This is a genomic window from Bacillus sp. AFS023182 (assembly GCF_002560575.1).
Classification (GTDB): domain Bacteria; phylum Bacillota; class Bacilli; order Bacillales; family Bacillaceae_G; genus Bacillus_A; species Bacillus_A arachidis.
In genome coordinates this window covers 71,208-87,310 of record NZ_NTRO01000028.1, presented here as the reverse complement: position 1 = coordinate 87,310, position 16,103 = coordinate 71,208, and the positions used below count along the sequence as shown (strand labels likewise).

Genomic DNA, 16,103 nt, shown 5'->3' with positions numbered 1-16,103 from the left:
CTTTAAAACCTTCACAAATTTTCACATATAAGTATAACCTACAACTTTGTATACTCTACTATAGACTTCTAATATTATACGCTTAATTTTAGTACCTTCACAATAGGAACTCATTATATAACATATTACTAAAAATTCTAAAACAACATGAAAAAGGCGCCACAAATTAGGCGCCTTCGTTCTTCTTATTTTGCAACAATCTGTCTATCCTTCACATTTGGATTGTGTACTCTCATGAAATCCTCAATCTCTTCAACAGTTCTTATTATATCTTTTGACAAGTTTTCATATCCATTTTCAGTAACTAAAATATCATCTTCAATACGAACTCCAATCGTTTCTTCCTCAATATACAAGCCGGGTTCCACTGTAATGACCATACCAGCTTCGAGCACTCGGTCTTTGTACGAACCTACATCATGAGTATCTAAACCAAGGAAATGGCTCACCCCATGATAATAATAGTTGGAGAGTTCGGAGTCTTCTTGGATTAAACCAATTTTCTTGCACTCTTCGGCGAGCACCTTTTTTGTATGTTCATTTAGTGCAGCAAATTTTAATCCCGGCCTCACGATCTCAATTGTTTCCCTCAGTGCTTTTAACACAATATTATAAATCTGTTTTTGGCGATCTGAAAATGTTCCACTTGCAGGGAACGTATAACTGATATCAGCATTGTAGTAATCTTTCTGAGCTCCAAGGTCAAGCAGTACAAGATCGCCTTTATTAATTTTGGAATCATTGTCCTCATAATGCAGCACTGTTGCATTTTTCCCACCTGCTAAAATCGTATTGAATGCATGATTCTTAATACCAGCTGATTTTAGTGTAAAATCAAAATGAGCTTCTAATTCATATTCCATCTGGTCCTCTTTCGCATGCTTAAGTACATTGTAAATACCTTCTTTTGTAACCATAATTGCTTCTTTTATCTTTTCAATCTCTTCCTCAGTTTTAAATACGCGCAATTCAGATATATTCGGATAAACGTTCCCGATTGAAAGGTGTGGATAACGTTCCCTTACATGTTTAGCGAATGCTAATGTCCGTGTCTCTGTCCCTGCCCACTCACGACATTCTAAATCTAAATATACGTGTTTCACATGTTCTGTAAAAAACGTTCGCGCAATTGATGATTCAAAACTGTCTAAGTACACAATCGTTTTTATACCTGAAATAGCTTCTGCTTCTTCTTTTGAAATTGTTTTGCCTACCCATTTTTCAAGAACTGGATCTGCCTTCTCAATAAAAAGCATTTCTTCTACTGTTTCGCCTACTTTTTTCAACACAAAAATAACGTTCGCCCCATCAATACCGGTCATATAATAGAAGTTTCTGTTTGGCACAAATGTATAAAGGTAATCAGCCGACTTATGAGGCGCCTGTCCGGCAAATAGAATCGTAACAGATTCATCCGGCAATGTTTCTGCTAACCTTTTTCGATTTTCAATAAAAAATGATTGCTTCATAACAATCCCCCTTAAGTTCTATGAATCTCCTTAAAACTGCCTATCCAGTTTATTTAATTGTATTATCGTTATAATTTTCCGTCAATTCAATACCTATCGATAGACTCGAACAGGTCGAGATAAATGATGACACAAGACTGTTTTTCATAGCCTAATACTTAAAAATATATTGCACTTCTTAAATGAAATAATAATACAATACCAATCACAAATTAAAAGGCCACTTTTTCATAAAGTGACCTTTTTGTAAAAAACGATTGAAATTACCTTTTACTCCACATCATATCCTTGATCTTCAATAACTTCTTTCATTTTTTCTACATCTACTTTTGTATCATTATACTCTACATTTACAGTTCCCTCTTGTAAATCCACTTCAACATTTTGTACTCCTTCTAACTCCGTAAGTGCATTTGTTACTGACATTTTACAGTGATTACATGTCATTCCTTGTACGTTTAATGTGATTGTCATAATAAATTCCTCCATTTAATTTATATTTTAACGCGTTTCAAGCGAAGCGCATTAGTCACAACAGATACTGAGCTAAATGCCATCGCTGCCCCTGCTACCCAAGGTTCTAACAATCCAGCCGCAGCTACAGGAATTCCAATTGCATTATAAAATAAAGCCCAAAATAAATTTTGACGAATATTTTTCATTGTCTTACGACTTAACTCAATTGCTTTTGATATATGAGATAAATCCCCACCAACTAGAGTAACATCTGCTGCTTCAATCGCTACATCTGCACCAGTTCCAATGGCCATACCGATATCAGCTTTCGCAAGAGCTGGTGCATCATTAATACCGTCTCCCACCATTGCCACTCTTTTTCCTTGCTTTTGTAAATCATCTACAATTTTAGCTTTATCTTCTGGTAATACCTCTGCGTATACATGATCAACATCAACTAGCTTCGCAATCGCTTCAGCTGTACGTTTATTATCCCCCGTCACCATGTATACTTCAATTCCTATTTCTTTTAATGTTTGAATCGCATACTTTGAGCTTTCTTTTACTGTATCAGCTACAGCGATAATTCCAGCAAGTTTCCCATCAATTGCGACAAGCATTGCTGTTTTACCTTGATACTCTAATTCTTTCATGACTTCTTCATGCTTTGATATTTCCACTAATTGTTCATTCATTAATTTACGTGTTCCAACAAGAACCTTTTTGTCTTCAATATTTGCCTCAATACCATGACCTGGAATTGCTGAAAACTGTTTTAAATCTTTCAATCTAATTTCATTTTTCTTTCCATATTCAACAATAGCATGTGCTAATGGATGTTCAGAAGCACTTTCAGCTGAAATAGCATAATCCAGCATGCCTTTTTTAAATTCTAGTACATCAGTAACTTCTGGTTTCCCTTTTGTTACTGTTCCCGTTTTATCAAGTAATACCGCATTGATTTTATGCGTTCCTTCTAAGAATTCACCTCCTTTAAATAGAATTCCTTTCTCTGCTCCCTTTCCTGTGCCAACCATAATAGAAGTTGGTGTAGCCAGACCTAACGCACACGGACAAGCGATGACAAGGATCGCAATTCCAACTTCCAATGCTTTTGGTAAATCCCCTGGTGTGATAAAGAAATACCATACAATAAAAGCAATTAAAGCAATAACTACAACAATTGGAACAAAAATACCTGAAATGATGTCTGCTAATCTCTGAATAGGTGCTTTAGAGCCTTGAGCTTCTTCAACAATTTTAATAATGCCTGCTAAAGCTGTATCTTTCCCAACCTTGTCAGCCCTAATAGTCAGAACACCATTTGCATTAATAGTCGCGCCGATAACAGCGTCTCCCTCTTTTTTATCAACTGGAATAGATTCTCCAGTAATCATAGACTCATCAACAGAAGATATCCCCGAGATTACAATACCATCTACGGGTATTTTTTCACCTGGTTTTACAATAATCGTATCTCCAATAACTACTTCTTCAAGTGGTATTCGTATTTCTTGACCATCACGTACAACAAGTGCATCTTTAGCCTGTAAACTCAATAATTTAGAAATTGCTTCTGTTGTACGCCCTTTGGCTAATGTTTCAAAATATTTCCCAACTAGAATTAATGTAATTAAAACTGCACTTGTTTCAAAATAAAGGTCAGGAACATATGCAGAATTACTCAATGTTTTCAATGCTTCATATAAGCTATAAAAGTAAGCTGCTGATGTTCCTAAGGCAACTAGTACATCCATATTCGCACTTTTGTTTCTAAGAGCACGATAAGCACCTACATAGAAATGGCCACCAATATAAAATTGAACCGGTGTTGCTAGTAGAAGTTGAAACCATGGATTCATTAAAATATGCGGCATTGGTAGACCTGTATCAAATGGCATATGCCCAAGCATTGTATAGAGTAAAGGTAAAGACAAAATAATAGAAATAATAAGTTGACGCTTCTTCTCCTTAATTACCTCCTCTTTTCTCTCTGAATGATCTACATCTTCACTACGTATTTGCCCCTTATACCCTGTCTTCTTTATTTTTTCTAAAATATTTTCTGTAGAAATTAAACCTTCATTATATTCTACAACCGCACTGTTTGTAGCTAAATTAACAGTTGCATTCGAAACTCCTTCCATTTTGTTTAGCACTTTTTCAATTCGGGTTGCACAAGCTGCACATGTCATTCCTTCAATATCTAAAGTAACTTTTTCCTCTGCTACGTTATAGCCTAGTTTTTCAATTTTATTTTTTATATTTGAGATTTCTTGTTTTGATGAATCATATTTAATACTTGCTTTTTCCATAGCTAAATTTACGTTAGCTTCTACCCCCTCCATTTTATTTAGTACTTTTTCAATCCGGGTTGCACAAGCTGCACATGTCATTCCTGTAACTCCAAGCGTAACATGTTTTTGTTTATCCATTGTATACCCCTCCTATTTTGAAAACTGTTTAATGACACTCATTAATTCTTGAATAGATTCATCTCCATTCCCTTCATGAATTGCCTTTGCTACACAATGTTTTGTATGACGTTCTAATAATGAAAAACCCACCTTATTTAAAGCTGCATTAATCGCTGAAATTTGGATTAAAATATCAACGCAATAACGATTATCTTCAACCATTTTTTGAACACCACGTACTTGACCTTCAATACGCTTTAAACGTTTTATAACATTTTGAATTTCCTCTTCTGTTCGAGGAACCATTTTTGAATTTGTTTCATTACCTTCACAATGCCCCATCCATACCACCTCAGTTATAGTAATCATCGTTCTTCAAATACATTATACGGGTAAGGGGTATAAAATGCAACTGGATATAATCCTATTTTTGAATTTTTTCAAACATATACCCCTTCAACCTACAAAAAGAAGCCTACTGTTATCAGTAGGCTCTTAAGTATTTCTATCCTATAACAAACACAATTATTGTAACGCTTTTTGTATATTTTTAACTCGCTTTAAAGCCACCACCTAATACATCACGTACATCATGAATAACAACGAACGCATTTTCATCTTTTTGGCTCACGACTTTCTTTAATTGCATAAGTTCTTGTTTATTAATGACAATATATAATACTTCTTTGTTATTTCCTGTGTAACCGCCCTTTCCATCTAATACTGTGACACCTCGTGTCATATTCTTCATAATTGATTCTTTGATCATGTCTGGATAGTTTGAAATAATTGTTACAGCAGTCTTTGTATTCAATCCTTCTACAATAAAATCAATAACCTTTGCACCTATAAATACCGCTACCAGCGTATACATAGCCTTTTCCTGTCCGATAATAAATACTGAACCCGCAATAACTACGATATCAATAATTAATACACCTTTCGCAACGCTCCAGCCTAAATATTGGTTTGCTAGTTGTGCTATGATTGCAGATCCACCTGATGTACCACCTGCACGGAACATAAACCCTAAACCGATTCCAACAAAAACACCAGCGAAGAGAGCCGCTAATAATGTATCATGATTTACTGGAGTCGCAATATCTTCTGTGATATATAAAAAGAAAGATGAAGATACAATACCAAGTATTGTATATACCATTGTTTTCTTATCAAAAAATTTATACCCAATTGCAAGTAATACTGCATTTATTATAAGGTTTACAGTACCTGGTGACCAATCGAACAGATAATATGTAATAACTGTCAGTCCGATAATTCCACCTTCAGATAATCGATTTGGAATAGCAAAAAAGTTAATTCCAATCGCAAACAATAATGATCCAATTACGACAAGCGCTATTTCTTTTACTCTTTCGTTCATTACTTTTCCCCCTACCTATCCAATACATATGTTTTTCAGCCTAATTTCATCTCAGAGAATCAAGAGAATTTTTTCCATTTCTCTGCATGCTTTTCTATCATTTCAATTAATTTCTTCATTGCAGGAGTTAACCATTTACTTTTATGATATGCCAATTCAGTAGTAACGAAATCTTCACTATACTTCCATGGTAATACACTTAGCTTACCCTGCTCGATTTCTTCTTTTACCGTTATAAACGGTAAATAAGATATCCCTAGCCCACACATAACAGTTTGCTTAATCGCTTCAATACTCCAAAAATGAATATGAGAACAATTAATACCATCTTCTTTAATTCGTCTTTCTAACAAATCTCGATAACTCCCTGGCTCTGTAAGTAACAACATTTCCCCTTCTAAATCAGCAGGATCAACGTTCATTTTTTTCGTTAAGGGATGTCTCGGCGGAGCAATAAGTACAATCTTCTCTTGAACAAGAGAATGAGTAACGATGTCTGCCCCAAGTTGTTCCGGATGTGTAAATAATGCGAAATCAAATTTCCCTGATTTTAATTCATTATGCAACTCTTGACTCTCTGATGGTTGTAAAATGATATGAACTTGTGGATACTTCCTTTTAAATTCATATAAAACAGCAGGTAATCGATAAATCATTAAAGATTCATTTGCTCCAATACGTATTGTTCCTGACGATTTACCGTTCATTTGAGATGATTCCAATGCTTCATTCGATAATTCTAATATTTTATGTGCATAAGAAAGCATATGCTCTCCTACCTCAGTTAAAATTACCTTTTTGCCAAGACGATCAAATAATGGATTTCCTATCTCTTCTTCTAATGATCTAATATGATTGGTGATTGTCGATTGCGTATATCCCAGTTGTTCACCAGCCCGTGTAAAGCCACCGCTTTCCGCTACAATAATAAAAGTTTTCAAATGGCGCAGCTCCATACTTACTCCTCCTGTTGTACGATCATTCTTTTGTGTTATATAAAGCTAAACTATAAATCCCTGATATTTTTCTTGTTATATTCATATTTCCATAATAATAAAAAAGATAATATGTAAATTACATAGTTTTCTTCTAAAGCGGAAATGTAGTCCAGTATTCACCAAAACACCAATAAAAATAATAATTCTCATGAAATTAGTTGGTTTTAGTAACAACCTCATTATATTTTCAACTTAATCAATGCTCTAAAAAAGCATTAATTCCTATACTCATGAAAAAGCCGCTTCTTTGCACTCACCTAATCGCTATTATATATTTAGAATACAAATAAATAAAATGAATTATTTTAATAGAAATCATTTATAAAAATGATGGATGAATCTAATGTAGCACAGTTAGACACTCTTCTTGGAGAAAAGAATGTCTTTTTCATTTACAACTATTGACATAATCAAAAAGAAATATTAAAATAACTATAAATTAGTAAGTTACTAATTTATAGTTAAATAACAGAGGTGAAGAAAATGAAACATATATTATTTCGTATTAATGAATTGGCAAAAAAAGAAAGAATTTCAGGACTTCAAGAAATTGAAAAACAAGAACAGCAAATGTTAAGACAAAGCTACATGAAGGAATTTCGCGGGAGTTTAGATTCCATTTTATTAAATACAACGATTGTAGATCCTAACGGAGAAAATGTTACTCCACTTGCTTTACAGCATGCACAAAATCGTATGAACGTTAAAAAATGAGATCTAAGATCGATGCAAACGACCAATTTTACAAAATCGTATCAACATAAAAAGAGCCCAATTTCTAAATTGAGAAATTTTGGCTCTTTTTATAGTATAGACATAGTTTCATACGTACTACATTGTGATTTAAACACCATATCATTCCTCATATTCTTGTCTCACCTGTTGATAATTCCCCCATGTATCTACATCAAAAAACATTCTCTCACTTTCCGACAACAATGAAATTCCATTTATCGTAGGCTTCATAAAAATCGCGCGTGCTCCTTCATCCCCTTTCAACGTTTGAAAAAGTGGAAATACTTTCTTTGTAAATAAAACAGGCGGTTGCCTTATTCCCCTATAACTCGCTGCTACAAAATGAATGTTTTTATTTTGCTCATAGCAACCTATTATCTTATTAATAAATTCAGCTGTCACAAATGGTTGATCAGCCAGAAGGACCATCACTCCATCAACATTCATTCGTTTCGCCTTCTCAATACCGCATTGAAGAGAGTACGACTGTCCTCTACAAGCATTTGGACAAGAAAGAATGTGCACATTTTCACGGTGCATTCTTTTTAACATCCAAGCAGGCTCATTCGTAACAACAATAATATGTGAGAGCCTTGAAGAAATTGCTGCTTGTAACGCTAGGCTCCCAAGTGGTTCCCCTTGTAATGGAAGGTGTAACTTGTGTATTCCGGGTCCCATCCTCCGACTGTTTCCAGCAGCTAAATATATACCAGCAATCTTAATTTTACTTCCCCCTTAATTCTTGAACAATTTCAGCTATAATACTAATCGCAATTTCAGTTGGTCCTTTTCCACCAATCGCAAGCCCTACCGGAGAATGAACGTTTTTAGGTATCGCCTTTCCTTCTAACAGACGAGCAGTGCGATGACGTGGACCTAGAATACCGATATAGCGAACACATTGTTCCAATAAAAGTTCGATCAATTGTTGATCACGCTGAAAATGGTGAGTCATAATCACAACAAAATCTTCTTTGCTTAATAGAAGTTGTGGTACAACCTCTTTTGGAAATCCACTTATACAAACATCTGCACTCGGAAAACGTGCAGCATTACATAGCGATTCTCTCCAATCACAGACTGTTACAAAAAAGTTTACTTCTTTTGCAAACCGAACAAGCGGTTTTGCATCCTCGCCTGCTCCAAAAATACAAAGCCTTGGCTTTGGTGTAAAGTGTTGATAAAACCATTTACCGTGTAAACCATGTAAGGAATGAATTGGAAACAAAACTTCCTCATTCCCAAACGTGTCACCATTCTCACTAATAAATAAAGTTTGTATTAAAGAAATATTTTTTATCATTCGAACTGAAATACCCTTCTTAAGGTATTCATATAGTGTTTGCAAAAAAACTTTGTACTCTTCATCTATATACTCAACTAATATATGAATGATGCCATTACATCCCATTCCCAAAGATAAATCATCTTCTGCCCTCGTATTAAATTGATGAATAGACCATGTTTGATTCTCCATTACTTCGGCTGCATAAATAGAAACCTCTTCTTCTAAACAACCTGCACTTAATATTCCGACTTTTGTTCCATCTTCACAAAAAAGCATGATAGTTCCCTCTTTACAATATGCAGAACCTTCCACATGAATAATAGTTGCTACAGCACACCGTTGTTCACATGATAGTAGGGCTTCTAGTACAGTATAAATAGAAGTCATTATTGATTCTCCCGTTTCTTTTGTAAGACAGATTTCACAGCTTCTTCAATTTCTTGATAACTTGTGCACCGGCAAATATTAGAACTTAACCATTCTTCAATAACTGAATCATCCATGTCCATTTTTTTTGTAACGAGCGCATGACAATTTATAATAAATCCAGGCGTACAATATCCACACTGAAAAGCCCATTTGTCTTCAAAAGCTTGCTGAATAGGTGTTTCCCGTAAGCCTTCAATCGTTGTAATCCGCTTACCAATAGCTTCTACGGCTAACATAATACAAGACTTAATTGGTAGCCCCTCAACAAGAACTGTACAAGCACCACAATCACCGTTTTCACATCCCGGTTTAGCTCCAGTTAGACCGAGGTTATGTCGTAATGTATATAATAACGTATCTGCCATTCTGACAATCACTTCTCTATCTTCCTCATTCACATGAAGAATAAATTGTCCCTTTCCCATTACTTCACCCCTTCAAGCTTCATCAGCACATCATAAAGCACATGTTGCAAAATAAATATACGATAAGCACGCGAACCTCGTATATCATCTAATATAGGTGCAGGAATATGAAAAAGGACGCGCTCAATTCTCTTCTTAACTGGTATACTTCCATCATTTAGCACCGATTCTACCGCGAGCGACCGAAATGGAAATGCGCACAATCCACTAAATGCGATTCGAATATTTTCATCACTTTTTAACGCAGCAACCGTTACAAGTGGGTAATCAATTTTCTCTAATTGTCTTTTTTTTACACTGTAATAAGGAGATTCTATATATTTTTGATCAGTAATAATTTGTACAAGAAACTCTCCTTTTTGCAATTGTAACTTCTCAATAAAGGCCTCCTGTGCCCTTATATATTTCACACCTTCTTTTCCTGCAACAACAAATGTACTATCCGCTAGTAAAAATGGGAGTACCGCTTCTCTATATATAATTTTCCCTGCAATGTTGCCACCAAGCGTAATTTTATTTCTTGCTGTGTGGTCTGCAGCTCTTCCGGCAGTTTCTCCAAGAAGAGGGAATACTTTTTCCTCTTGAACTTTTGTTAATGTTAATGTAGCTCCTAGAATAAGCTTTTGGCCATTCCATTCACAAATGTTACATTCGGGAATATCTTTTAAATCAATGACCGCTTTCGTGACAATTTGTTGCAGACGCCCCATTGTAATAATTTCAGTGCCTCCTCCATAATAAATGGGCCTTTTTCCCTCTTTATCCAGCTGATGAAATAATCGGATTGCTTCTTCAATAGAATTTGGACGATAATATTCAAAGTCAAATGGTATCATATACACCATTCTCCTTTGTTTGTTTTACTTTCCAAATCAATTCAGGATTAATAGGTAATTGACGAAGTGAAATACTAGCTGCAATAGATAACGCATTCGCTAAAGCAGCGGGCATACCGATAATTCCATGCTCACCAAGCCCTCTTGATCCAAATGCAGCTTGATCATGCGGTACTTCCACAAATTCAGCAATGTATTTTGGGTGTTGCCCATAATGCATCACTTTATAAGAACGAAACTGATTATTAAGAACTCTCCCATACAAGTCATAGTGAAATGTTTCTCTCGTCGCAAAACTTAATCCCATACTCATAGCCCCTATAATTTGTGTTTCTGCTCCCTTTCTATTTAAAATCCTTCCTGCATCTGCAACCGTTACTGCTTTTATTAATTTATATGTATATACTTGTGGATCAAATTCTACCTCGATTGCCTGTGCGCCCACTCCCCATTCAGGTCCACCTTGTCCTTTTCCTGTCTCATAATCAATCTTCGTAATCCCTTCAAATACATAAGCACCTCTGCCAATTATCGGCGAACCATACACATTTCCACTCGAATCAACATATCCAAAAACAATCTTTGAAAATGATACATACATATCTGGGTTTGTTTTTACATATACAACTTTATTCTTAATTGCTAACTCATGCACTGGTATTCCAAGTATATTAGCTGCTGTATCTAGTAACTGCTTCATTGCATCTTCAGTCGCTTTTACAACTGCATTTCCAACGAGATGTGTCGTTCGACTAGCAGCTGTTTTCCAATGTTTTGGCGCTATTTGTGTGTTGACTTCCATCATAATAGATACATCTTTAACTTTCATATTCATTTTTTCTGCAACCATTTGTGTTAAAGTTGTTTTCGTTCCTTGCCCAATTTCAACTGCACCACAATTAACATTTACACTTCCATCACCATTAAAAGTTATAGTCGCACCCGCTCCAGCATTATTAGGTGTCGTCGAATTTTTCCAAAAGCAACTAATTCCTTTTGCTCGTATCCTTCCATTTGATAAAATAATTCGATTCCCTTCTTCCCAATTAATAAGCGACTTTAACTTTTGTATACACGCCTGAATATCCCCTGTATTACTTTTAGTGACCGTTACTTGTGTTGGTGTTGTATCTCCTTGCTTAATTGCATTTTTCATACGAAACTCGAGCGGACACATATCTATTTTATTTGCCAATATATCTATCATTCTTTCAATTACAAATGTATACTCAGCATGACTAAACCCACGAAACGATGTCGCATATGTATGATTCGTGTACATACAAAGCGAATCACAAGATACATGCTGAATTGAGTATGGACCTGTACAATCTAATCCGGCCGCTTTACTCATAGTCACTGCCCGATCAGCATACGCACCGCCATCAAATAAATATAAAATCTCTGCTGCTTGTAATTTCCCATTCTTTGTACATCCAAGCTTTACTTTTGCTTGTAAACCAATGTGAACAGGCGACGTTACAAAATCTTCTTCTCTACTATTCCGAAGAGTAACACGCCTCCCATCCACTGCTTTAGAAGCAAGATATACTAAATACTCAAGTTGTACCGTTGTTTTCCCACCATACGCCCCTCCAACTAAAGGCACATGTACAATTATTTTTTTCTCATCAATTTGAAACGCTTTACTAAGTAATCTTTTAATTTCAAAAGGTGCTTGCGAAGTAGAATGAATAATAACCTCTCCATTTGGCTTAATTTCTGCTTTCGCACATCGCGTCTCCATTGCAGTATGATCAGATTGCCGAAAAGAAAACGTTTCCTCTACAACAACTTCGCTATTTGCAAACCCTTCTCGAATATCTCCCTTACGAATTTTCGTCCGATTTGCAATGTTTGTATGTGCTTCTGGATATACTTCTTCTTCTAATTCATATTGTTCTACGTTTTCATGTACGAGTATATCTCTTTCTAAATAGGCTTGTAGCGGGGCATGAACCACAGGAAGTTTCTTATATGTAACACGTATTTGCGCTGAGGCATGTTTAGCAATCGCCTCGCTATCCGCTACAACAAGTGCTATAGGCTCACCAAAATACCGAACTTTTTCATAGGCTAACAGGGGACGATCTACAATACTAGAACCGACAAGAATAGGATAATCTGCTCCTGTTATCACAGCATGAACACCCGGGATTTCCTTTGCTCTCCTTATATCAATACTCTCAATAACAGCATGTGCATATACACTTGTTAAGAGTTTTGCATATAAAGTACCTATCTCAATCTCGTCATCTACATATTTTGCTCTTCCCGTTACTTTGTCGGCACCTTCTTTTCGTTTAATACTTTTTCCAATGATGTGATACGGTTTCATTTTAGACCTCCCTTCTTTCTACTCTTCTACCAGCCTATTCGTAGCTCCCTTCGTTTAGTACGAAACTCTTTATAGATTCGCCTAACCTTGTGGACAGTTTACGAGGTTGAAATAGCTAAGAAGCAGACAGAAAGAGTACTCCTGCAAAACGGTCGATCCAACCCCAGCAAATTCTCATTTAAATAGAAAAATGTCTTTCCTAAACAGAATCTCAACGCTTAATTAAAAACCTATTCTTCACACAAAAAAAGAAGCTCTCCCAACATATGAATTTTAGGACAACTTCTTTCTCTTATTCATTTGAAATTAGATTAAATCCTCTATCGAAAAAGCACCTGGAAGCAATTGTTCCACCGTTACTTCTTTTTCATCACCTTTTTGATTTGTTAATAAAACTGGCATTTTAGGATCACAAAACTCTGCAATGACTTGTCTACAAGCTCCGCATGGTGAAATAGGTCCATCTGTTTCACCTGTGATTACTAAATAGCTAAAATCGCGTTCTCCTTCTGATACTGCTTTGAATATAGCGGTTCTTTCCGCACAGTTACATAAACCATAAGAAGCGTTTTCAATGTTGCAACCAGTATAAATTTTACCTTCTTTCGTAACTAACGCTGCTCCCACAGGGAATTTAGAATACGGAATATATGCTTTTGACAACATTTTTGATGCTTCTGCAATGTATCTTTTTTTATCCATAACTATTTCCTCCTCAAAGTAAATTCCATGTTACTAATCATTAATCAGTAATAATTGTATGAATTAATTTTGGAGTTTCAGCCTTTTCTGATACAGAAATGTTTTCATAAATTTTAGCTTTTACATCGTCCACATTTTCACGATTTGCATAAATTGTAACAAGTGATTCCCCTTCTTTTACAACTTCGCCCACTTTTTTACGTAGCATTAAACCAACTGCTAAATCAATTTCGTCCTCTTTAGTTGCGCGGCCTGCTCCTAAAAGCATGGCAGCAATACCGATTTCATCTGCCACAATGTTAGAGACAACACCTGAAGTTTTAGCTGGCACATCAATTACATATTTCGCTTGTGGTAATTTTTCTGGGTAATCTACAATCGAGCTATCTCCGCCTTGGTTACTTAAAAACTCTTTGAATTTCTCAATCGCTTTTCCATTCTTCATAACTTCTTTCAACATTTCACGTGCTTCTTCTAATGTATCAGCCTTTTTACCAAGTACCACCATTTGACTACCTAATACAAGGACTAATTCCGTTAAATCTTCTGGACCTTCCCCTTTTAATGTGTCAATTGCTTCTTTTACTTCAAGAGCATTACCAATTGCAAAACCAAGAGGTTGTGACATATCTGAAATAACAGCCATTGTTTGACGTCCAACATTATTTCCGATTCGTACCATCGCATGTGCTAATTCTTTCGCATCCTCTTCTGTTTTCATGAATGCACCAGCACCTGTCTTAACATCAAGAACAATCGCATCAGCACCAGCTGCAATCTTTTTACTCATAATTGAACTTGCGATTAACGGAATTGAATTCACTGTTCCAGTAACATCACGTAATGCGTATATTTTTTTATCGGCAGGTGTTAAATTTCCTGTTTGCCCAATAACTGCAACCTTATCACGGTTCACTAAATCAATGAACTGCTCCTTCGTAATTTCAACATGGAAGCCCTCTACTGCTTCTAATTTATCAATCGTACCACCTGTATGTCCTAAACCTCGACCAGACATTTTTGCAACCGGTACATCTAAAGCAGCTACTAATGGTCCTAAAACTAATGTTGTTGTATCACCAACACCACCAGTTGAATGTTTATCTACTTTAACCCCTTCAATTTCCGATAAATCAATTGTTTCTCCAGAATTCACCATAGCCATCGTTAAATCAGCACGTTCACGGTCAGACATGTCTTTGAAAAAGATAGCCATTGCCAATGCACTCACTTGATAATCAGGTATTGATCCATCTGTATATCCTTTAATAAAGAACCCGATCTCCTCTGTTGTTAATTCTTTACCATCACGTTTTTTCGCAATAATATCTACCATTCTCATTTTAATCACCAATCCTTTTTATTTTCTATGAAACTTTTAGTATATTAAACCAACTATCGTTGCTGATAAGAAACTTACTAACGTTGCACCGAAAAGTAATTTCAAACCAAATTTTGCTACTACATTCCCTTGTTTTTCATTTAAGCTCTTAACAGCCCCTGCAATAATTCCAATTGAAGAGAAGTTCGCAAATGAAACAAGGAACACGGATATAATAGCTGTTGTTCTTCCAGAGAAATTAAAGTTACCTTGTGCTAAATCTGTCATTGCCACAAATTCATTTGATACAAGTTTTGTCGCCATAATATTACCTGCGTTAACAGCTTCATGCCAAGGAACTCCCATAATAAATGCAAACGGTGCAAATACATAGCCAAGAATTTCTTGGAATGAAATACCTATCGCTCCTTTAAAAATAGCATTGATGAAAGCGATTAAAGCAACGAAACCAATTAGCATAGCTGCCACTGTAATAGCAACTTTAAATCCATCAATTATATACTCCCCTAATACTTCAAAAAAGGTCTTTTTCTCTTCCTCTTGTACTTCTAACATATCTTCTTCTTCAGTAACCTCGTAAGGGTTAATGATAGAAGCAATAATAAATCCACCAAACAAGTTAAGTACTAAAGCGGTTACAACATACTGTGGTTTCAATAAAACCATGTATGATCCGACAATCGACATAGAAACTGTTGACATTGCAGATGCGCATAATGTATATAATCTTCTTTCCGATAATAAACCTAATTGTTTCTTAACCGAAATAAATACTTCTGATTGTCCTAGAATCGCTGAAGCTACAGCATTATACGATTCAAGTTTCCCCATTCCATTTATTTTGCTTAAAGCTAAACCAATCCCTTTTACAATGATCGGCAATATCTTAAAGTGCTGCAGGATACCAATTAAAGCTGATATAAAAACAATTGGCATTAATACTCCTAAAAAGAATGAAAATTCTTTTTGATTTACTAACCCACCAAACACGAAATTAACACCATCACCAGCATACTTTAACAATTGTCCAAAACCATCTGCAATCCCAGCAATCAATATGTTCCCGATGCTCGTATTTAATAGTAAGAAACCTAAAATAAACTGAAGCACAATCATTGTGATAATAGGGCGATATTTCACTTTTCTTCTATTATTACTAGCAAGCCAGGCGATGCCTAACACAATGATCAAGCCTATGATACCGATTACATATTTCATAACATTCTCCCTCCTTTTCCGTATCCGGTTACATATTTTTCAATTGTTAAAGCAATAGATACACCC

The 16,103-nt window shown here is 35.6% G+C and carries 15 protein-coding genes; 1 reads left to right on the top strand and 14 read right to left on the bottom strand.

Translation table 11 applies throughout. The features are described 5' to 3' along the window. Positions 1 to 185: 185 nt before the first annotated feature. From CN288_RS14940 to CN288_RS14915, 6 genes are all read right to left on the bottom strand, one after another. Positions 186 to 1,469 (bottom strand): aminopeptidase P family protein, encoded by a 1,284-nt coding sequence (locus CN288_RS14940; protein WP_098302555.1) that lies wholly within the window; start codon positions 1,467 to 1,469, stop codon positions 186 to 188. A 270-nt stretch (positions 1,470 to 1,739) separates the two neighbouring features. Further along, complete coding sequence (gene copZ / locus CN288_RS14935) at positions 1,740 to 1,943, bottom strand: copper chaperone CopZ (RefSeq protein ID WP_026591988.1); 204 nt, start codon at positions 1,941 to 1,943, stop codon at positions 1,740 to 1,742. Positions 1,944 to 1,963: 20 nt separating this feature from the next. Beyond that, the gene (locus CN288_RS14930) at positions 1,964 to 4,360 is read right to left on the bottom strand and encodes a heavy metal translocating P-type ATPase (protein WP_026591989.1); all 2,397 of its coding nucleotides are present in this window, start codon (positions 4,358 to 4,360) and stop codon (positions 1,964 to 1,966) included. Between the two features lie 12 nt (positions 4,361 to 4,372). Further along, positions 4,373 to 4,684 carry a metal-sensing transcriptional repressor gene (locus tag CN288_RS14925; RefSeq protein WP_026591990.1) on the bottom strand — a complete coding sequence of 104 codons (312 nt, stop codon included), beginning with the start codon at positions 4,682 to 4,684 and terminating at the stop codon, positions 4,373 to 4,375. Between the two features lie 208 nt (positions 4,685 to 4,892). Beyond that, positions 4,893 to 5,726 (bottom strand): YitT family protein, encoded by an 834-nt coding sequence (locus CN288_RS14920; RefSeq protein WP_026591991.1) that lies wholly within the window; start codon positions 5,724 to 5,726, stop codon positions 4,893 to 4,895. 59 nt (positions 5,727 to 5,785) lie between these two features. Next, positions 5,786 to 6,682, bottom strand: a complete 897-nt coding sequence (locus CN288_RS14915) for a LysR family transcriptional regulator (RefSeq protein WP_026591992.1) — start codon at positions 6,680 to 6,682, stop codon at positions 5,786 to 5,788. Positions 6,683 to 7,207: 525 nt separating this feature from the next. Here CN288_RS14915 and CN288_RS14910 point away from each other — a divergent pair. Further along, positions 7,208 to 7,438 (top strand): DUF896 domain-containing protein, encoded by a 231-nt coding sequence (locus CN288_RS14910; RefSeq protein WP_026591993.1) that lies wholly within the window; start codon positions 7,208 to 7,210, stop codon positions 7,436 to 7,438. 141 nt (positions 7,439 to 7,579) lie between these two features. On the opposite strand, the gene CN288_RS14905 is transcribed toward CN288_RS14910, so the two are convergent. The 8 genes from CN288_RS14905 to CN288_RS14870 all read right to left on the bottom strand — a co-directional run bounded on the left by CN288_RS14905 (position 7,580) and on the right by CN288_RS14870 (position 16,037). Then, positions 7,580 to 8,182, bottom strand: coding sequence for a nucleotidyltransferase family protein (locus CN288_RS14905; RefSeq protein ID WP_081811026.1), 603 nt, complete (start codon positions 8,180 to 8,182; stop codon positions 7,580 to 7,582). A gap of 1 nt (position 8,183) precedes the next feature. Then, positions 8,184 to 9,134 carry an XdhC family protein gene (locus tag CN288_RS14900; RefSeq protein ID WP_098302554.1) on the bottom strand — a complete coding sequence of 317 codons (951 nt, stop codon included), beginning with the start codon at positions 9,132 to 9,134 and terminating at the stop codon, positions 8,184 to 8,186. Continuing rightward, on the bottom strand, positions 9,134 to 9,601 hold the full coding sequence (locus CN288_RS14895) for a (2Fe-2S)-binding protein (protein ID WP_098302553.1): 468 nt from the start codon (positions 9,599 to 9,601) through the stop codon (positions 9,134 to 9,136). Before CN288_RS14895 ends, CN288_RS14900 begins: the two co-directional genes overlap by 1 nt. Continuing rightward, positions 9,601 to 10,437: an FAD binding domain-containing protein gene (locus CN288_RS14890; protein ID WP_098302552.1), complete on the bottom strand. Its 837-nt coding sequence runs from the start codon at positions 10,435 to 10,437 to the stop codon at positions 9,601 to 9,603. The genes CN288_RS14895 and CN288_RS14890 overlap by 1 nt, the downstream gene beginning before the upstream one ends. Beyond that, complete coding sequence (locus tag CN288_RS14885) at positions 10,424 to 12,775, bottom strand: xanthine dehydrogenase family protein molybdopterin-binding subunit (protein WP_098302551.1); 2,352 nt, start codon at positions 12,773 to 12,775, stop codon at positions 10,424 to 10,426. Before CN288_RS14885 ends, CN288_RS14890 begins: the two co-directional genes overlap by 14 nt. 306 nt (positions 12,776 to 13,081) lie before the next feature. After that, positions 13,082 to 13,477, bottom strand: coding sequence for a cytidine deaminase (locus CN288_RS14880; protein WP_026591999.1), 396 nt, complete (start codon positions 13,475 to 13,477; stop codon positions 13,082 to 13,084). Between the two features lie 40 nt (positions 13,478 to 13,517). Next, positions 13,518 to 14,819 (bottom strand): pyrimidine-nucleoside phosphorylase, encoded by a 1,302-nt coding sequence (locus tag CN288_RS14875; protein ID WP_026592000.1) that lies wholly within the window; start codon positions 14,817 to 14,819, stop codon positions 13,518 to 13,520. A gap of 36 nt (positions 14,820 to 14,855) precedes the next feature. Continuing rightward, positions 14,856 to 16,037 carry a NupC/NupG family nucleoside CNT transporter gene (locus tag CN288_RS14870; RefSeq protein ID WP_026592001.1) on the bottom strand — a complete coding sequence of 394 codons (1,182 nt, stop codon included), beginning with the start codon at positions 16,035 to 16,037 and terminating at the stop codon, positions 14,856 to 14,858. Between the last annotated feature and the right edge of the window lie 66 nt (positions 16,038 to 16,103).